The organism is Vibrio harveyi NBRC 15634 = ATCC 14126 = KCTC 12724 (genome assembly GCF_001591145.1).
GTDB lineage: Bacteria > Pseudomonadota > Gammaproteobacteria > Enterobacterales > Vibrionaceae > Vibrio > Vibrio harveyi.
This window is the reverse complement of record NZ_BCUF01000039.1, coordinates 24,915-43,285: the sequence shown is the minus strand read 5'-3', so window position 1 is coordinate 43,285 and position 18,371 is coordinate 24,915. Positions and strand designations below refer to the sequence as shown.

Annotated in this window: 17 protein-coding genes; 4 read left to right on the top strand and 13 right to left on the bottom strand. The window is 46.4% G+C overall.

Annotation, left to right across the window (positions count from 1 at the left end; all coding sequences use genetic code 11):
• Positions 1 to 2 precede the first annotated feature (2 nt).
• From gspL to gspC, 10 genes are read right to left on the bottom strand one after another with little or no spacing between them, the layout of a single operon-like run.
• Entirely contained in the window at positions 3 to 1,205 is a 1,203-nt protein-coding gene (gene gspL, locus VHA02S_RS18440; protein WP_038897941.1) for a type II secretion system protein GspL, read from the bottom strand.
• Complete coding sequence (gene gspK / locus VHA02S_RS18435; protein ID WP_005448494.1) at positions 1,174 to 2,184, bottom strand: type II secretion system minor pseudopilin GspK; 1,011 nt, start codon at positions 2,182 to 2,184, stop codon at positions 1,174 to 1,176. The genes gspL and gspK overlap by 32 nt, the downstream gene beginning before the upstream one ends.
• Positions 2,177 to 2,896: a type II secretion system minor pseudopilin GspJ gene (gspJ, locus tag VHA02S_RS18430; RefSeq protein ID WP_038897940.1), complete on the bottom strand. Its 720-nt coding sequence runs from the start codon at positions 2,894 to 2,896 to the stop codon at positions 2,177 to 2,179. The genes gspK and gspJ overlap by 8 nt, the downstream gene beginning before the upstream one ends.
• Complete coding sequence (gspI, locus tag VHA02S_RS18425) at positions 2,883 to 3,278, bottom strand: type II secretion system minor pseudopilin GspI (protein ID WP_017189958.1); 396 nt, start codon at positions 3,276 to 3,278, stop codon at positions 2,883 to 2,885. Before gspI ends, gspJ begins: the two co-directional genes overlap by 14 nt.
• Positions 3,259 to 3,858 (bottom strand): prepilin-type N-terminal cleavage/methylation domain-containing protein, encoded by a 600-nt coding sequence (locus tag VHA02S_RS18420; RefSeq protein WP_038897938.1) that lies wholly within the window; start codon positions 3,856 to 3,858, stop codon positions 3,259 to 3,261. Before VHA02S_RS18420 ends, gspI begins: the two co-directional genes overlap by 20 nt.
• 31 nt (positions 3,859 to 3,889) lie before the next feature.
• Positions 3,890 to 4,333: a type II secretion system major pseudopilin GspG gene (gene gspG, locus VHA02S_RS18415; protein WP_005434493.1), complete on the bottom strand. Its 444-nt coding sequence runs from the start codon at positions 4,331 to 4,333 to the stop codon at positions 3,890 to 3,892.
• A gap of 60 nt (positions 4,334 to 4,393) precedes the next feature.
• Positions 4,394 to 5,614: a type II secretion system inner membrane protein GspF gene (gene gspF / locus VHA02S_RS18410; RefSeq protein WP_038897937.1), complete on the bottom strand. Its 1,221-nt coding sequence runs from the start codon at positions 5,612 to 5,614 to the stop codon at positions 4,394 to 4,396.
• Positions 5,614 to 7,116: a type II secretion system ATPase GspE gene (gspE, locus tag VHA02S_RS18405; protein ID WP_005448500.1), complete on the bottom strand. Its 1,503-nt coding sequence runs from the start codon at positions 7,114 to 7,116 to the stop codon at positions 5,614 to 5,616. Before gspE ends, gspF begins: the two co-directional genes overlap by 1 nt.
• The gene (gene gspD / locus VHA02S_RS18400) at positions 7,109 to 9,145 is read right to left on the bottom strand and encodes a type II secretion system secretin GspD (protein ID WP_009698982.1); all 2,037 of its coding nucleotides are present in this window, start codon (positions 9,143 to 9,145) and stop codon (positions 7,109 to 7,111) included. Before gspD ends, gspE begins: the two co-directional genes overlap by 8 nt.
• 36 nt (positions 9,146 to 9,181) lie before the next feature.
• Positions 9,182 to 10,105 (bottom strand): type II secretion system protein GspC, encoded by a 924-nt coding sequence (gene gspC / locus VHA02S_RS18395; RefSeq protein WP_038897936.1) that lies wholly within the window; start codon positions 10,103 to 10,105, stop codon positions 9,182 to 9,184.
• A 256-nt stretch (positions 10,106 to 10,361) separates the two neighbouring features.
• Between gspC and hslR the strand changes: the two genes are divergently transcribed.
• The 4 genes from hslR to VHA02S_RS18375 all read left to right on the top strand — a co-directional run bounded on the left by hslR (position 10,362) and on the right by VHA02S_RS18375 (position 16,005).
• Positions 10,362 to 10,748: a ribosome-associated heat shock protein Hsp15 gene (gene hslR, locus VHA02S_RS18390; protein WP_005448506.1), complete on the top strand. Its 387-nt coding sequence runs from the start codon at positions 10,362 to 10,364 to the stop codon at positions 10,746 to 10,748.
• A gap of 31 nt (positions 10,749 to 10,779) precedes the next feature.
• Entirely contained in the window at positions 10,780 to 11,655 is an 876-nt protein-coding gene (gene hslO, locus VHA02S_RS18385; RefSeq protein WP_005448509.1) for an Hsp33 family molecular chaperone HslO, read from the top strand.
• Between the two features lie 337 nt (positions 11,656 to 11,992).
• The gene (gene pckA, locus VHA02S_RS18380) at positions 11,993 to 13,621 is read left to right on the top strand and encodes a phosphoenolpyruvate carboxykinase (ATP) (protein WP_005448514.1); all 1,629 of its coding nucleotides are present in this window, start codon (positions 11,993 to 11,995) and stop codon (positions 13,619 to 13,621) included.
• Positions 13,622 to 13,785: 164 nt separating this feature from the next.
• A complete protein-coding gene (locus tag VHA02S_RS18375; protein ID WP_038897935.1) occupies positions 13,786 to 16,005 on the top strand; it encodes an AsmA family protein in 2,220 nt (739 codons plus the stop codon).
• Here the strand turns inward: VHA02S_RS18375 and VHA02S_RS18370 are convergent.
• From VHA02S_RS18370 to VHA02S_RS18360, 3 genes are all read right to left on the bottom strand, one after another.
• Complete coding sequence (locus VHA02S_RS18370; protein WP_038897934.1) at positions 15,991 to 16,908, bottom strand: bifunctional GNAT family N-acetyltransferase/hotdog fold thioesterase; 918 nt, start codon at positions 16,906 to 16,908, stop codon at positions 15,991 to 15,993. The genes VHA02S_RS18375 and VHA02S_RS18370 overlap by 15 nt on opposite strands.
• Before the next feature lie 108 nt (positions 16,909 to 17,016).
• Positions 17,017 to 17,451, bottom strand: coding sequence for a D-aminoacyl-tRNA deacylase (dtd, locus tag VHA02S_RS18365; protein WP_005434513.1), 435 nt, complete (start codon positions 17,449 to 17,451; stop codon positions 17,017 to 17,019).
• Complete coding sequence (locus tag VHA02S_RS18360; protein ID WP_005448517.1) at positions 17,423 to 18,367, bottom strand: virulence factor BrkB family protein; 945 nt, start codon at positions 18,365 to 18,367, stop codon at positions 17,423 to 17,425. Before VHA02S_RS18360 ends, dtd begins: the two co-directional genes overlap by 29 nt.
• Positions 18,368 to 18,371: the final 4 nt, after the last annotated feature.

Below are 18,371 nucleotides of genomic sequence, written 5' to 3'. Positions count from 1 at the left end.
CCTCACTGACGCTTCAACACAAAACTGCCCATCACAACGTTGCCGTTGCGGTTCAGTTGACCTTGTTCGACGTTAAACTTCTCCGCCAGTTTCACACGTGCTTGTTCAAATGGCTGGAAGTCAGAGCTGCTCGCTTGAATACGAACTTCGCCACGTTGACCGTCATATTTAAAACTGGTGATTTGCAGATCATTCACCTGTCCCAGAGTCGTTGGCAGTGCCGCGATCCAAGACAGCATCGCCACATCACTCGAACCACCAGATAAACGGCGTTCTTCATCGGTCATTTGACGCTTCAAGTAGCTGACCGTCGGGATACGACGCTTATTCGGGAATATTTGACGGAAAATACGTTCACTTTCTTCGCGATACGCTTGTGCTTGCGCTTCGTATTTATGAACCATCAACAATTGTTGACCAACAAGTACTACCAACAACACACCAGCGGCAATCGCCGTTTTCTGCCACACCTTAACGTACTTGCCCCACGAGGATTTCGGTTTAAAAGCGCCAGTAAGGAGATTGATTTTGCTCTCTGCAACCCCTTTCGCCAGCAGTGCCATGGTCATTTCTTCTGGTTTTGCTACCCAGATATCTGGCACCGTTGATTCTGGTACAGAGCTGTAGCAATCAAGCTTCCAACCTTCATGACTTTGAAGGTAAGCGGATAAATACAGATCGAGCCAGGATGCATCCACCACGGCTCCTTGAGTGTCAGAATGACGAATTAACCATTGGTCGCCTAGCATTGCAGCCGAACTGTTTTCATCATTCGCAGGCATTGCCAAAACATCAGGCAACATACGCTTGATCACAAGACCTTGGCTGGAGAAACGCTGCAAAATGGTCTGAATCCAAGCTCGCTCCACTGCACACACTTGTGCTGTTTCTGCTTGCTTGTTTAATACTGTGAAATGCAGGTTGTCCACGTCTTGCGCGACTTCGTCTTCCACCAGATATGGCAGCATGCTGTCAAACTGACGCGATGCGCCTGGTGGGATATCTACTTCTGTTAACACAACATCATTACTGGCTAACAGCGCAACAATTTGGCGCTGATCAGCATAGGCTACCAGTTCGTCCAGATGTTCCCATCCGGCAATTTCACCACTGGCAATCACTTCTTGCTGTTGTGTCGACCACACCAACCATGGAATGGTACTTTGTTGTTCGCTACTCAGCCGAACGGTCAGAAACTCGCTCACTGATTCCTCCAAAACGACGGCGAACGACAGTCACCGTTTCTCTATTTGTACTTTGCAAAAGGCTTCGAATACGTACTCGGGATTCATCCACCAACACCTGTGCATCCAGTTCAAAGAAGGAACTGTCTACTCCCAAATAACCTTTGGCATTTTTCTTTACATCACCACTTAAGCCAGCTAATTCCGACTCAGCTAAAAATTCATCAACGCTATCCCAACCATCAAAAGGACGCTTTTCTATCAGTTGCACCGCATCGCTGCTACTCAAGCCGGGCGTAAACATCGCAACTAAGATCGGTGCTTGTTCAACGTCAATTGTATTTACGTTCAAACGCCAATCATCGCTTGGGAGCGCACAAACCATTGGGGCTATCTTCTGATAGATATCGCCACTCACTTGGTAAACCGCGCGTAACTCACTCGCATCCGCCATCCAACCATTTGGTGGCAAGTATTGGGGTTTCATCGCTTCATAGGTGCTGTCTTCCACACCTGTCGTAGAACGCACTGTGCTATCACTATCAACATATTCCCATGTTGAATCGGCAATCACTTCAGCTTGGTAAGGTTCAACGTCCATTTCTTCCATCAAACGTTGAAAGACTTGCACTAAGTATGGACGAGTTGCTTGCGCGCCATTAGGTTGGACACTTGCCAATACGTTCAAGTTAAAGCACGCCTGTTTATCGATAATACGACCAGCGGCTTGACCATAGTCGAGCGGATAAACCTGCTCTTTGATCGCCCACGGCTGACTTAAATTAATGGTATCGCTGTCTTTGTAACTTTGCTCAATACCAATTTCGGCTAGAGCCTCTACCCCTAAGCTGTACCAATACGCCTGCTGATAATTAATCTGGTTTGAAGCGCGTTGAAACTGCAAAAACAGTCGCTCTGACATACTTGCGGCGACTGTCGTCATGATGGCAAGTAGCATCAAAACGATAAGGAGCGCGACCCCACGTTGACGACTAGCCATTATTACCTCCAGAGGAGTTGTTACCCCCAGACGAGTTGCTACCGCCAGAGTTATCTTGGCTACTTGACGCAAGTTTTCCATCCGGCGTCAGATAGGTGCGAGTGATCTCACCATAGTCTTTTAGCTTCAAAATAACCGATACCGCTTTAGGTAACTCACTGATACTTGCCCATTCTTTCTTCCATGACTTTCCATCATAAAAGCGCATATCGAATTCTTCGACCTGAGTGAGTAAAGGCGTCACGATCCCTTCTTGCCCTGTTGGCGTATCTGGGTATCGCCACCACACACGTTGCAGCACTTCATCTTTAATGCGATAGCCCACTTTCGTGACTTCACCACGTGGAAATTGCTGTTGTGGGTTGTGCCAACCTAGACGAGCAAACATCACGCCTTTTGCATCTGAATCAAGCAGATAATCTGACCAAAACAGTAGTTGCTTTGATGGTTCTTCGCCATTGGTACGCATCTGACGCATTGCCATTTGGCGAAAATCGTTATCCATCATCACCATCGCACGTTGCAGCTCATTAAGGCGCTGAGTACGCTCTTGGGACAACACATTGCTGCGCTGCACTTGTGACACGACTTGGTAAGCAGCAACACTCATGCTGGCAAAAATGGCAATCGACACCAGTACTTCAATCAAAGTAAAACCACGTTGATTGCGTTTGCGGTGTTTGTTGATACGTTGAATCTTACTGCGCAACATAACTTCTCACCGTAACCACTGGGCTCGCGTTTTTCTCAGTCGCGACACTGACATCAAATGCTTTCAGCAATGGCTGCGTGGTGGCAACGGGTGTGATTTTCCAATACCAAGTGCGCCCTGCTAGCTCTTCAGTACCGTTCTTTGCTTTAAGCTTTTCCGTTGAGAGCATCACATTCGCCATTTGGTTATCCACAACCATAGCTGCAAACATTTTTTCTTCTAAATAACTGACCGTATTGATGTGTTGGCTCACAGAGCGGATCACACTGATCGCGGCTGTGGCAAAAATCGCAAGTGCGACTAACACCTCAAGTAATGTCATACCTCGAGTATTGCAGTGCGATGTGCCAATACGATTTGGCTTAGAATTTCGTATTGTCATCGTCTTCTGCTTCTTCTCCTGGCGCTAATAACTCTATCTCGCCAGTCTCTTTACCAATGATCCGCCAGCCATCGTTAAATGCATCTCCCTCTTCAGGGAAGAATGATAGGGTGAAAGGCGTAATCTCTGCACTAGAGAAAATGAACACTTGAGGTGGCTTCACTTTCTTTTTGTCCTCTTCCTCGGCAAACATGTCTTCATCAAACAAGGAGCCAGGTTCGAACAGTCGATCGTCTTTATCCCACGCACCACCACCTAAATCCAACTGCAGAGAAATATCCCCCTCAAGCTTGGTTTCACTTGGGATCTGCTTTAATTCCAGTGGTTGCCAGCCATCTTGGGTCAAGCTCAACAAAGTGTAGGTAGATTTAACGTCATCAACACGCAAACCAAAATCTTTGCCACTTAGTACTGCTTCTTCATTAAGCAGTTGTAAGCGCTGAAAAAAACTGTGCGCGTATTGTTTGGAAAGGTCTTTTTGACTGGTAGGCAAAGTTGCGATCACCGCGACAGCGGTAAGGGATAACAAAACCAGCACCAATAGAATTTCTATCAATGTAAAACCGAGGTGTTTTTGCATTTTTTTCATTAGTGCTGGTTTAAGCGAGGGCTTATTGGAAATCTTGCATGTTCCAGTTGCCGATATCTGCAGCCGGACCTTCGCCACCTTCTTGACCATCAGCGCCTAGAGTAAAGATATCAATCGTGCCATTGTCACCAGGGCTTAGGTACTGGTACTCGTTGCCCCATGGGTCAGATGGTAGACGCTTGATGTAACCACCGTCACGGTAGTTACGTGGCTCTGGGTTAGAAGGCTTATTCACCAATGCATCTAGACCTTGGTCTGTCGTTGGGTAAACGCTGTTATCCAGCTTGTACATGTCCAACGCGTTTTCCAATGCCACGATGTCTGTGATCGCCTTTTGTTGGTCTGCTTTTTCTTTGTTACCTAGTAGGTTAGGAACAACAACACTCGCCAAAATACCTAGAATAACAACAACAACCATTACTTCTAATAGAGTGAAGCCTTGTTGCTTACTGCGCTTAAATTTCATTATTTTCTCCGAAAGTTAGATTCAAGCCGTGCCATCAATAGACACGACTTAACTCGAATTTTATCCGCTCATCAAGTTATTCATTTCCAACATTGGCATCAATGTCGCCATTACGATGAAAAGAACGAGACCAGCCATCAGTGCAATTAACACTGGAGTGAAAATCCCCAAAGCGATATTCACTGTAGATTCAAAGTTTTGGTCTTGGTTGTCAGCCGCACGGGTTAGCATGCTCTCTAGTTCACCACTCTGCTCACCACTAGAAATCATGTGCAACATCATTGGTGGAAACAAGCGAGTTTGATCCAACGCTTTGCGCAGACTTGCACCTTCACGTACGTTGTCAGCCGCCACTAAGACCTGTTGTTTCACGTATCGGTTTGACATAACGTCCACCGCGACGCGCATACCTTCAAGAATAGGAATCGCACTTGAAGTACAAATCGATAACGTGCGTGCAAATCGAGACGTATTAAGACCTCGAGAGATTTTACCTAGCAAAGGCAGACTGAGGATTTTTCTGTCCCATGCTAAACGGAAGTTGGGTCTTTGCAGTGCGAGCTTCAAGCCATAGAAAAACACCACCAACACAACAAAGATGATTAAACCCCATTCTTGGACAAATTCACTGGCTGACAACAATACTTGCGTCGACTGTGGTAGCTCTTGCCCCATTTGAATGATTGGTTCGATGATTTTCGGCACCACTGAAGAAAGCAGTAACGACACGATACCCACCGCAAACACCACAAGTACCACAGGGTAAATCATGGCTTGAAGCAGTTTATTACGCATCTTCTGGCGGTTTTCTACGTATTCCGCTAATCGCTCCAATACCGCATCTAAGTGACCGGATTTTTCACCAGCAGCCACCATAGAACGAAATAGCTCATCAAACACATGTGGGTAATCACCCAAACTGTCTGCCAGCGGATAACCCTCAGTCACTTTTGAGCGCACTGCTGCGATCATCGAACGAATACGCGGCTTTTCAGCTTGCTCAGAAACAGCTTTTAAACACTCTTCCAAGGGCATACCAGATTGTACAAGCGTTGATAGCTGACGCGTAATCAAGGCAAGTTCTGCGGTTTTGATACCACGTTTGAAGCCAACCGAACCACCTGAAGACTTAGCGGCTTTCGCTTTGGCTTCCATCACCTCAACAGGGATCATGCCCTGCTCTTTTAGGCGTTGGCGCACCTGACGGGCGTTATCCCCTTCAATAGTGCCTTTCTTTTGTTTGCCTCTCGCATCCAGCGCTTTGTATTCAAATGCTGCCATTACGCTTCCTTGGTCACTCGCATGACTTCTTCAAGAGAAGTGATACCACGGTGAACCTTACTTAAACCATCACTACGAATACTTGGTGTGTGTGCACGTACGGCTTTCTCAATTTCTTGCTCACCCGCTTCACTGTGGATCAGCTCTTGAACCTTCTCATCCACCATCAGCAGTTCATGAATACCAGTACGTCCACGGTAACCTTTCTGGTTACACACTTCACAACCTTTAGCACGATGCAAAGTCAATGATTCGTGTTCTTCTAAACCAAACAGCTTCTTCTGTTCTTTATCCGCTTCGTATGGTTCTTTACAGTCAGAACAAAGTGTACGAACTAGGCGCTGAGCTAGCACGCCCAATAGCGAAGAAGAAATCAGGAATGGTTCGATACCCATATCGCGCAGACGCGTGATTGCGCCAACTGCGGTATTGGTGTGTAGCGTTGACATTACTAAGTGACCAGTCAAAGACGCTTGTACAGCAATCTGTGCGGTTTCTAAGTCACGGATCTCACCGACCATCACGACGTCTGGGTCTTGACGAAGAATCGCACGCAAACCACGCGCAAACGTCATGTCGACCTTCGGGTTCACTTGCGTTTGACCGATGCCATCGATATCAAATTCAATCGGGTCTTCAACGGTAAGAATGTTGCGCTCGTTGCTGTTGATCTCTTGTAAGCCAGCATACAAGGTGGTCGACTTACCCGAGCCTGTCGGACCGGTCACCAATATGATGCCATGAGGACGACCAATCAAATGACGGAAGTTATCATGCACAGACGGCGTCATACCTAAGCTGTGTAGATCAAGACGAGTCGCGTTCTTATCCAACAGACGCATTACGACACGTTCACCATGTGATGAAGGCATGGTCGATACACGCACGTCTACTGCACGACCACCAATACGCAGCGAAATACGACCATCTTGAGGTACACGTTTTTCTGCAATATCAAGCTTCGCCATTACCTTCACACGAGAAACCAGCAAAGGAGCGAGCTTACGGCTTGGGGTTAAGACTTCACGCAATACACCATCAACACGGAAACGAATCGAAAGGGTTTTCTCAAACGTCTCGATATGGATATCCGACGCCCCTTCTTTGATCGCTTCACCAAGCATGGCGTTAATCAACTTGATGATTGGTGCATCATCTTCAGACTCCAACAAGTCTTCATCGTGCGGCAATTCTTCCGCTAAAGAGAAAAAGTCATCACTGTCTGCACCAATGTCTTCCATCAACTGACGAGCTTCAGAAGAGTCTCGCTGATAAGCTTCAGTGAGCTTTTTGTCGAACGCTTCTTTATCCATCGCTTGAGGGATAAAGTTTTGTTTTAGAACTCGGCGTACTTCAACGAGAGCCGCAGGATTGAGCGGCTCTACGTAATACAGAATTGGAGGGCGCTCAGGGTGCTCCGTCTCCAATACCAGTTTAAAGCGGTTGGCAAAACTGAATGGCAGACGGCGCATACTTGGCGCAGTGTCTAACATATCAACCATTATTCTTTACCATCTGATCGATGAAGGCTTGGATTTCAGCAGGGTGCTTACGTTCCTGACCAAATTCAGGCATCACTGGAATGTTTGAATCATCCATCAGTTTCAAACCTTCTTGTGCTTTGTATAGCTGCTCAGCACGGATGAAGTTGTACTTACGCTGCGTAATACCATCAGCCGTCATACCATCACGGATAATGGTCGGCTTGATGAACACCATCAAGTTACGCTTCTCAGTTTGTGTGCTGGTTGATTTAAACAGATGACCAAGCACTGGAATATCGCCCAGCAGTGGCACTTTAGATTCACTTTCAAGCGCACGCTCATCAACTAGACCACCAAGAACCAGCATTTGACCGTCTTGAATCATTACTGAAGTGTTCAATTGGCGCTTAGCAAAACGCACGTCAACAGCACCATTTGCACCTAGCACGTTAGAAACTTCTTGTTCAATGTTCAGTTGAACAGAGTCACCTTCGTTGATCTGAGGAACCACTTTGAGTTTGATACCCACTTCCTTACGATCGACCGTTTGGAATGGATTGTCATTGTTTGAACCAGCAGTAGAACCAGTAATTACTGGCACTTCCTCACCAACAATGAATGACGCTTCACCGTTATCCATTACAGTAATGCTTGGAGAGGACAGAATGTTTGAGTTTGAGTCCGATGACACTGCCGTAATCAGTGCAGTCCAGTCACCCATCATGATGCTCATTGCCGCACCATTAACACCACCAAGAGCGGATGCTAGGGTCGAATAGTCACCTTTCACTGTCGTTTCTTCGTAGTACTTAATCGCACCAGTATCTGAGTCACGAATCGGTTTCTTTTCAGTCGTATCTTTCGCTTCTTCCAGACCAACCATCACCTGACCAATCGGTGCACCAGTGTTGCCGTATTGGATAACCGCCCCCGTTTCCAACGAGCCCCATTGAACGCCAAGATTAATACCATCACCTTCCGACATTTCAACGATTAGCGCTTCAATCAATACTTGCGCACGACGGATATCCAACTGAGAAATCACGTCCTGCAGTGCCATCATGATATCTGGCGGAGCTGTCAGTACGAGCGAGTTAGTTGCCTCATGAGCTGCAATCACCACTTCACCACGTTTTGCAGAAGATGAACCACCTTTTTGACCCGCTTGTTTCTCAGCCTGTAGGTTATCAGAAACACCTTTTAGTACATCAACTAGGTCTTCTGCTTTAGCGTACTTGAGGTACACCACGCGGTTGTTACCTTTAGTCGCCATTTCGACATCAAGTTGACGAATCAAACGCTTCAGACGAGCACGTACTTTTGGGTCACCAGAAATCAGGATTGAGTTGGTACGCTCATCCGCTACGATTTTTGGTTCTAGGAATTCAGGTGTGCTTTTTTGGTTCGTCGTTTTGTTCAGGGCATCAACGATACGAACCATTTCAGAAGCAGATGCATTACGCAGCTCAACCACTTCGATCTCTTTGTCACCCGCTTGGTCAACACGCTTGATGATTTCAGCAAGGCGGTTAACCACCGCAGCACGACCTGTGATCAAAATGATGTTAGCAGGGTCATAGTGCACGACGTTACCCGCGCCCGCATTATCGATAAGTTGACGCAGTAGCGGCGATAATTCACGAACCGATACGTTACGCACCGCTACCACACGTGTAATCACGCTGTCGCCTTGCGCACTGTCATCGCCCAAAACTGGAATCGCAGAGGTTTTTGAATCTTTCGCCTTGATGACTTTTAGTACGCCGTTGTCCATTTCCACAACAGCATAGCCATACACCTCAAGAACGTTAAGGAAGAAGCTATAGTATTGCTTTTCGTTAAGAACGTCGTAGCTGCGTACGTCGATTTTGCCGCGTACCGATGGGTCAACGATGATGGTCTTCTCTAGGTTACGACCAACAATGTTGATGAATTCTTGAATGTCTGTGCCTTTGAAGCTAGCACTAAACTCGTTCGCCATCGCACCCGGTGCGCAGAGTAGTGTACCTGCTAGTAACCAAGCACTTTTGCTAAACCAATGTTTCACGTATGTCTCCCTGAACTTACGCTGGTTGCCTAAGTATTACAATTGGATATAGATGTCGTACTGTTGACCATCACGCTCAACAGTCAAATTCAATTCTTGCGGATCGTTCATCACTTGCATCAGTTCTACTGAAGATGATGGATCACTTAAATCGATCCCGTTTAATTGCACCGCAATATCACCAGCTTTTAGACCGACATCATTAAACAGTGCCGCATCACGTCCTGGTGAAACGCGATAGCCGACAATCCCTCCGTCTTTCTTAACCGGAGAAATGTTGATGTACTTGAATACGCTTTGCGGATCTTTAGCAATTTCCGCGCGGATTTGATCAACCTTTTCATTCACTGCGGATGAGTTATTTGCTTTTTGAGCTTTGGGTTGATTAACCGGTCGACTTTCAGACAGTTTGCTGTACTCGATGCCTTGTAGCATCAAGGTTTCGTCTCGACCTTGGTTGTCAATGATCACGCGATCGACCAATACCGCTTTTAATTCTGCTCGTGTGCCGTCAATTTCTTCGCCAATACCATATGTCGCTTGCTTACCTCGATTGGCAATAACCGCCAAACTCGTTTTTGCGTTGCTGCTCGCAACTGCACCAACAAGTGTTAGGTTTAAGCGGGTTTTAGGCGCATCTTGCACGACAGGTTGTTCTATTACGACCGGCTTTTGCTCAGTGTACTTCCCGAACAAATTGGCATTTTGGAGGGCGTTAAAATCAATCGCGTCTTTTTTATTCGTTGACGCAACAGCACTTGCTGACGGCTTCCATTGAGCCACATCAGAAGTTTGAGGCATTGCTAGCCACACCACTTTGCCAAGTATCCAACCCGTCATTGCTATAAATAGACAAGTAAGAAGCACACTAAGTTTCGCTTGAATGGTGTGATTGTTGGACTTAATCTGAGCCAGTAGCGGGCTGCTTGCTAATCCTGCACTTAGCTCTAAACGCTTCACTGAATTGATTCCTTTATTCTTACGTCCGTCGACCTTAAGTATAAGTCAAAGAATGTCGACCCTATCTTGCTAAAATTGCAATAAAATTACTACTCAACAAAGAGCAGTGAACTATATCACAAGTTCCTTTTCATACCTTTTTCTTATGCCGTTTTTGCCAACTCCCTTGAAAAAAAACAGCCTTGGCACCATCTGTAGGTGAATAATCCACCAGTCACTGCGCCATTAATGCAGTGATTAGATTGCACAGAGTTCTATGAGTTCCGTAAATGAAGCCGTAAGGCTAGATAAATGGCTGTGGGCTGCCAGATTCTATAAAACCCGCTCTATCGCTCGTAATATGGTCGATGGCGGTAAAGTCCACTATAATGGGCAACGAAGCAAACCAAGTAAAATCGTTGAATTGGGTGCTGAGATTCGCCTTCGTCAAGGTAACGAAGAGAAGACGGTGATCATCGAGAAAATCTCTGATCAACGCCGAGGCGCACCTATCGCTCAAACGCTATATCGCGAGACTGAATCAAGCATCAGCCAACGTGAAGAGCATGCGATGCAGCGCAAACTCAACGCCCACAACCCAAGTCCGGAACGCCGCCCAGATAAGAAGCAGCGCCGCGACATCATCAAGTTCAAACACCAATAAAAGCCGGAATTACCGACGAGGAAAGCACTCCATGGCAAATAATGTTTTAAACCGCTACCTATTCGAAGATCTTTCAGTACGTGGCGAGTTGGTTCAATTGGATGAAGCATACCAACGTATTATCTCCAGCAAGGAATATCCGGCAGCACTGCAAAAACTGTTGGGTGAGCTACTCGTTTCAACCACTCTTTTAACTGCAACTTTGAAGTTCGAAGGCTCAATCACTATCCAACTACAAGGTGATGGTCCTGTATCACTAGCTGTCATTAACGGCGACCACGATCAGAAGATCCGCGGCGTTGCACGTTGGGAAGGCGACATTGCTGAAGACGCAAGCCTGCACGACATGATGGGTAAAGGCTACCTGGTGATCACCATCGAACCTAAAAAAGGCGAACGCTACCAAGGCGTGGTTGGTCTAGAAGGTGAAACGCTAGCTGACGTTATCGAAGGTTACTTCGCAAACTCAGAACAGCTAAAAACACGTCTTTGGATCCGCACTGGTGAACATGAGGGCAAAAAGCACGCAGCAGGTATGATGATTCAGGTAATGCCAGATGGTACAGGTACACCTGAAGACTTTGAGCACCTAGAGCAACTGACTGCGACAGTGAAAAACGAAGAGCTGTTCACACTACCTGCAAATGAACTGCTTTACCGTCTATACAACCAAGATTCTGTTCGCCTATACGAACCGCAACCGGTGGAATTCCACTGTGGTTGTTCTCGTGAGCGTAGCGGTGCAGCGATCATTACTGTTGATAAAACTGAAATTTATGACATTTTAGCCGAAGAAGGATCAATTTCTTTACATTGTGATTACTGCGGCACGTCATACACGTTCGACGAACCTGAAATTACCGAACTGTATACGCAGGCAACTTCAGACAATAAAACCGTGCATTAATTTTCATAGCTTAACAAGCATGTAATTTACCCTTCAAAAGGCCAGCGCAACGCTGGCCTTTTTGTGATCAAACCCTCGTATAACTTGGCTTTCCACGTAATAAAGCAACCGCTTAATTTTAAATAATTAATAATTCTTTTGCCCTAGCGCAAAGGTTTGCGCCCACGATAAACTATTCGCACCAATATGTGACGGGTTACCTAAAACCACATTGAAATCATGGATAATTTTTGAACTATATCCCTGTTTTCTCCCCGCCCCGTTGCTAGCATGGTGAGCAGATAAAAATTAAAACATTCTTACAAAATCCCTACAAAAATCCTTATAAGGAGCACCTATGACCGTTATGGAACATACAAAGGCTGCAACACTTGATCTAACCAAACACGGACTGCATAACGTTAAAGAGGTTGTTCGCAACCCAAGCTACGAAATGCTGTTTGAGGAAGAGACCCGTGCTGACCTAACAGGTTATGAACGTGGTGTGGTTACAGAACTCGGCGCGGTTGCCGTAGACACTGGTATCTTTACTGGTCGCTCACCAAAAGATAAGTACATTGTTAAAGATGCAACGACAGAAGAGCACATGTGGTGGACTTCTGACGCAGTGAAAAACGACAACAAACCAATCAACAAAGAAGTATGGGACGACCTAAAAGAGCTAGTGACCAACCAACTTTCAGGTAAGCGTCTATTTGTGATTGACGGTTATTGTGGTGCAAACCCAGACACTCGTTTGAGCATTCGAGTGATCACAGAAGTTGCATGGCAAGCACACTTCGTGAAAAACATGTTCATCCGTCCAACAGAAGAAGAGTTGGCAACGTTTGAACCTGATTTCGTCGTAATGAACGGCGCGAAATGCACGAACGAGAAGTGGGAAGAGCACGGTTTGAACTCTGAAAACTTCACCGTATTCAACCTAACAGAGCGCACTCAGTTGATCGGCGGTACTTGGTACGGCGGCGAAATGAAGAAAGGTATGTTCGCCATGATGAACTACTTCCTTCCGCTGAAAGACATCGCATCAATGCACTGTAGTGCAAATATGGGTGAAGAAGGCGATGTAGCAATCTTCTTCGGTCTGTCTGGCACAGGTAAAACTACCCTATCTACTGATCCTAAACGTGCACTAATTGGTGATGACGAGCATGGTTGGGATGACGATGGCGTATTCAACTTCGAAGGCGGCTGTTACGCGAAGACCATCAAGCTATCTAAAGAAGCTGAGCCTGATATCTACAATGCTATCCGCCGTGATGCGCTATTAGAGAACGTAACGGTTCGTAGCGATGGTTCTATCGACTTTGATGATGGTTCTAAGACTGAAAACACTCGTGTGTCTTACCCACTGCATCACATCGACAATATCGTCAAACCAGTATCGAAAGGCGGTCACGCAAACAAAGTGATCTTCCTATCGGCTGATGCGTTCGGCGTACTTCCTCCTGTGTCTAAACTGACACCTGAGCAAACTAAGTACCACTTCTTGTCTGGCTTTACCGCTAAGCTAGCAGGTACTGAGCGTGGCATCACTGAACCAACGCCAACGTTCTCAGCATGTTTTGGTGCAGCATTCCTAACTCTACACCCAACTAAGTACGCAGAAGTGCTAGTGAAACGCATGGAAGCAGCAGGTGCAGAAGCTTACCTAGTGAACACAGGCTGGAACGGCAGCGGCAAGCGTATCTCTATCCAAGATACACGCGGCATCATCGACGCAATCCTTGATGGATCAATTGAAGATGCGAAGACTAAGCATATTCCTATCTTCAACCTAGAAGTGCCTACTTCACTTCCTGGCGTGGACCCAAGCATCCTTGACCCACGTGATACCTACGTTGACCCACTACAATGGGAAAGCAAAGCAAAAGACTTGGCAGAGCGCTTCATCAACAACTTTGATAAGTACACTGACAACGCAGAAGGTAAATCACTAGTGGCTGCAGGTCCTCAACTCGACTAGACCACTCGCTAACTCTTCGTGACTTAGCTACAAAAATAATCGACAAGCCCCTCTTTTGAGGGGCTTTTTATTGAATCTGCCTCAAGATTGATACAAGCTTAAACCTATCTTAGTAAGTCGAGACTCTCACACTTACTTCATATTACTTACAGGTTTTGGCAGGGATGAAAACAGCAGTTCGAGTTCTACTTCTTATACTCATAGTGACGATTGCAATTCCGGTTGTCTTTGTGGGGATGCTGACCACCTCTTATTCTCGCCAAACATGGAATCTATTTTCTGATCTAGTCGACCTACCGCTGCATGCAGATAACGTGCAATACGAATTTCCTTATCACCTCACCCTCAATGGAGTGGCGACAAAACAAAAAAACTTGCCGTTCATTGAGCAAGTCGATCTATGGCTGAACCCCGATGTTCGTCGTGACGGAAATTGGATTGTCGACAGTCTGTTGATTGATGGTCTGAGCCTGCAACACGGCATGCCAACATTGCCGACGCTCAGCAATGTTTATTTCCATCAAATCGCGTTAAAGAACATCGATTACGCAGATGATGCATTCAGCATTAATGGCTTGAATGTACAGATCCAAAACCCAATTTGGTCGAGCGATGCTCAGCAAATACCTTATGGTGAGGTTCAACTTTCGGCTGATCAATTGTATTGGAATGGCGAAGCTTTCGATAAGTTGCTTATAGACTTGGATTACAAAGCCCAAGACAGCACACTTTACGGCGCTTCATTTAACTGGCGTGGCAGTGAAGTCTCAGGACAAGGCGAACAGTACCCACAAGGCTGGTCACTGGTGAATGTGACCCTTGATAAGCTGAAAATCGATAACCTACAGTTGCAATCTTTACTCGCTAAACCATGGCAAGCGTTGCCAATTAATATCAACCATATCAACAGCCTCGATCTCCTGAATGCAGATATTGAGTACGGAGATTGGCATTGGCACAACCTTGAGTTATCAGTAGAAAACGCCTCTCTGCCACTGTCATTTTGGAAAACAACAGCACAGGTTTCTTTGCAAGCTGACAGCGTCAGTTTCCAAGACCAAACCGCAGTTGAGCCTCGTTTGAACGCCCAACTCAAGCCGGAGTCAATCCAACTACAAGAACTAAGCTTTGATTGGCAGCAAGGTAGTGTGCAGGTATCTGGTGAGTTCGAGCCACAGCATTGGAAAATCAACAGCGCAACCATCAATGGATTGAAATGGGCTATCCAACCTGACGATAAGACCGACTGGTGGCAAATCGCCACAGAAAGGCTACAGCAAGTCGATGTGAAGCAGTTAGAGATTGAACGCAGCCAAGTTATCCAGTTATCTAAACAACCTTACTGGCAGCTTTCTGGCTTGAATTTGGAAGGTGACAAGCTCGAAGTAAAACACCGCAATGGTCATTGGGGAATTTGGAACGGTAAGCTTGATGCTAGCGTGGTAAACGCAAGTTACGATCAAGTAATCACATCACACGCAGCCATTTCTACACAGAGTGACAATGGCTTGTGGCAACTGACACGTTTGTTTGCACCGTTAGAGCAAGGCTATATCGAAGGCTTAGGGCAAATCGATCTCAGCACCACCAGCCAACCTTGGGCGTTGAGCCTCAACGCCGATGGGATTCCCTTGCAATTGCTTCACCCCTATTTGCCAACGGTGCTCGCGGTCAATGGCTTCTCAGATCTAAGTCTCGACTTAAAAGGCTTAGCCGGCGATCAAAACATGCTTGCTTACAGCTTATCGGGCGAAGTGGAAGCCAACTTACGTGATACCACCTTAAAGTCACAAGCGGATGCTTCACTCACAGCGATCACTTTGAGCCCTTTGCGTTTGGCAGCTCAACGTGGTGCTGTTGAGCTTCAACCGGTGACCATTTCAGGCGAAGCCATCTCGGGCAATCTGTCTGGTGAGTTTGATATGGCGAACAACCCGTTAAGTGGCGTGATTTACCAACTCCAAGAAGCGTGTGGTTCAATCCAAGGTGATGTGCTAAGTGGCGAAGTCAAAACAAATGAATGCACAAATACATCAAAACAGACTGAATCAGTAAAACCAGCAGAATCAGAACAGAGCTCGTCAAAAACAACAAGCCGCACCAGTATTGATCCCATCAACTTAGAACAATATGAGGAAGAGTTAAGTGAGGTTGTAGAGGAAGAACAAGAATCAGCCGTAGCGCCGCATTCAGAAGAGCAACTTATCTCAGAACAAAAAGACGTAACTAAAGATTCAAACCTTGAAGAGCAGACCTCAGAAGAAAAGGTCTCCGAAGAACGTGCCAATCAAGCAACAGATAAAACCAAGACAGAACTAGGCGCATCAGAAAACCAAGATGCGCCACAAGAAACACCAGCGCCTAATAATCTAACAGCTGAGTAGCTTAGAGTAATTTGGCAGCAGCATGTATGTGCCTACAAAATCCACGGCAGGCACATCTCCACTGTAAATCACTACGTGGATAACGATACGCGCTTTACGACCTGAAGCAAGTCTATCCAAGTCACCACTGATACCATCTAACGACGTGCTCGCGACTGGGTTCTCTTCAACAGGATGGCGATAACGAATCGAGCTATCCGCCAACACAATATCACCGTGCAAACCGCGCTCTTTCATCAACAGCCACGTCATGCCCCAGCCAGTTAGCGTTGCTAGGGTAAACGCAGAACCGGCAAACATGGTGTTGTGCGGGTTCAGGTTTGGATTGAGCTGCGCACTGCATTCAAACTGATAGCCAGTGTACTGGTTAATTTTGATCCCCATTTTGTCTGCAATCGGGATCTGCGCTTCCCAACGCTGTTGCAGCTCGGTACACCAATCAGGACGACGTAGCACATCCGCCATTGGGTCAAGCTGTTTAACCATTTGTTGGTGACGCACGGGATCACGTTCATCGGTCAGCTCACCGCGACGCTCAAAACCATTCTTCTCATAGAAGGCAATCGCATCTTCACGGGCATTACACACCAGACGCTTCGCCCCTTCTTGTCGAGCTAACGACTCAAGCGCCACCAGCACTAATGAGCCCATGCCTTTACTACGACGGTTGTTCTTCACCGCCATATAGCGGATCTGACCATCGTTATCTGGGGTAATGTACAAACGACCAATCGCCATCGGACGACCACGACTGTCGGTAATCATGCGGTGATGGCTCATGCCATCGTACTCATCACGCTCGGAGCCTACAGGCATACGCCAAGGTTCGCGCAGCAACTGCCAACGAAATTGATAGTACTTGTTGAGCTGATTTTCTGTTTTTGGAGTTATGAGTTTGAACATATCAATCCTTTGAAAGTACAAATCAAATGAAAGCCTTAGGAGAAAATACCCAAGCAAATTCAATTTACTTGGGCTTAAAGCTTAGACCATGATGTTGTGGTTGCCAGATTAGACCTGTAGCCAAAAAGTCACTGGACCGTCATTAATTAATGACACTTTCATATCTGCCGCGAAGCGACCGCGTTGTGTTGGCAGTTCTTGCTCACACAAGTCCGAGAAGTAGTCATACAGACGTTCTGCATCCGCAGGGTGCGCGCCACGAGAAAAGCCTGCGCGAGTGCCTTTTTTGGTATCCGCTGGTAACGTAAATTGAGACACTACCAAAACCTTACCGTTCACTTGTTTGACGTTAAGGTTCATTTTGCCTTCATCGTCTTCAAACACACGATACGTGGTTACGCGCTCCATCAAACGTTTTGCTTTTGCTTCATCATCGTCCTTCTCTACACCAAGTAGGACAAGTAGACCTTGGTCGATTTCACCGACAACTTCACCGTCTACACGAACGGCGGCTTCACTGACTCGTTGAATTAGCGCTATCACGACTCTCGCTTCCTTCATCTGTTAATTGCAATTCAGCGGTCGAGTGTATCATTTCTAGGTCGTCACTCCAGTGCTCTCTTTCCCCCAGAGCAGCAGTCACTTCCGCGCCAATCAATACGATCAGCCAGCACAGATATACCCACACAAACAGGATCGGAATCGCGGCGAGCGCACCGTAAATCAGCTGATATGACGGGAATTGAGTAATGTAGAAAGCAAAGCCTTTCTTACTCAGTTCAAACAGCACAGCGGCAATGGCGGCACCAACCGCACCATGGGATAGGTAAACCTTTTTGTTTGGCACTAAGAAGTACAACCCCATGAACGCAAAGAAAGACAACAGTAAAGGTAACCAACGTAAAAACAGGTTGTAAGCGCCCGATAAGGTTTCGTTTTCAATCAGCTTTAGCGATGTCACGTAGGAGGTTGCAGCAATACTCGCGCCGACTAGAATCGGACCAAGGGTCAACACCATCCAATACATGGAGAAAGAAAACACTGGACGACGTTTATCTTTCACTCGCCAAATGTAGTTTAAGTTCTTGTCGATATTCGAAATCAGCATCAAAGCGGCAACAAACAAGAACGCACCACCTACGGCGGTCATCTTGCCTGTGTTTGAGACAAACTCTTGCAACGCAACTCTGACTGCATCACCAGAAGCAGGGACAAAGTTATCAATGATGTAACCTTGCAAGGTTTCGCCCACATTCTCAAATACCGGAAACTTCGACAATATCGACAGCAATACCGTCAACATCGGCACAATAGACAACAAAGTGATGTAAGCTAAATAGCCTGCATTAACGTTGACGCGATCGTGCGTCATACGCTTGAGCAAATATTTGAAAAACGCGACGCTCCCCGGCACGAGCTTGCTCAATCTCACCTTGTAACTCTCTGATAACTGGTTCATAGTT

Coding starts and splice junctions, on each gene's coding strand:
- gspE (WP_005448500.1), bottom strand. CDS start 7,116: ATGGTTGATATGTTAGACACTGCGCCAAGTATGCGCCGTCTGCCATTC.
- hslR (WP_005448506.1), top strand. CDS start 10,362: ATGAGTTCCGTAAATGAAGCCGTAAGGCTAGATAAATGGCTGTGGGCT.
- VHA02S_RS18375 (WP_038897935.1), top strand. CDS start 13,786: ATGAAAACAGCAGTTCGAGTTCTACTTCTTATACTCATAGTGACGATT.
- VHA02S_RS18370 (WP_038897934.1), bottom strand. CDS start 16,908: ATGTTCAAACTCATAACTCCAAAAACAGAAAATCAGCTCAACAAGTAC.
- gspF (WP_038897937.1), bottom strand. CDS start 5,614: ATGGCAGCATTTGAATACAAAGCGCTGGATGCGAGAGGCAAACAAAAG.
- VHA02S_RS18360 (WP_005448517.1), bottom strand. CDS start 18,367: ATGAACCAGTTATCAGAGAGTTACAAGGTGAGATTGAGCAAGCTCGTG.
- gspJ (WP_038897940.1), bottom strand. CDS start 2,896: ATGTTGCGCAGTAAGATTCAACGTATCAACAAACACCGCAAACGCAAT.
- pckA (WP_005448514.1), top strand. CDS start 11,993: ATGACCGTTATGGAACATACAAAGGCTGCAACACTTGATCTAACCAAA.
- hslO (WP_005448509.1), top strand. CDS start 10,780: ATGGCAAATAATGTTTTAAACCGCTACCTATTCGAAGATCTTTCAGTA.
- gspI (WP_017189958.1), bottom strand. CDS start 3,278: ATGACAATACGAAATTCTAAGCCAAATCGTATTGGCACATCGCACTGC.
- gspG (WP_005434493.1), bottom strand. CDS start 4,333: ATGAAATTTAAGCGCAGTAAGCAACAAGGCTTCACTCTATTAGAAGTA.
- VHA02S_RS18420 (WP_038897938.1), bottom strand. CDS start 3,858: ATGCAAAAACACCTCGGTTTTACATTGATAGAAATTCTATTGGTGCTG.
- gspK (WP_005448494.1), bottom strand. CDS start 2,184: ATGGCTAGTCGTCAACGTGGGGTCGCGCTCCTTATCGTTTTGATGCTA.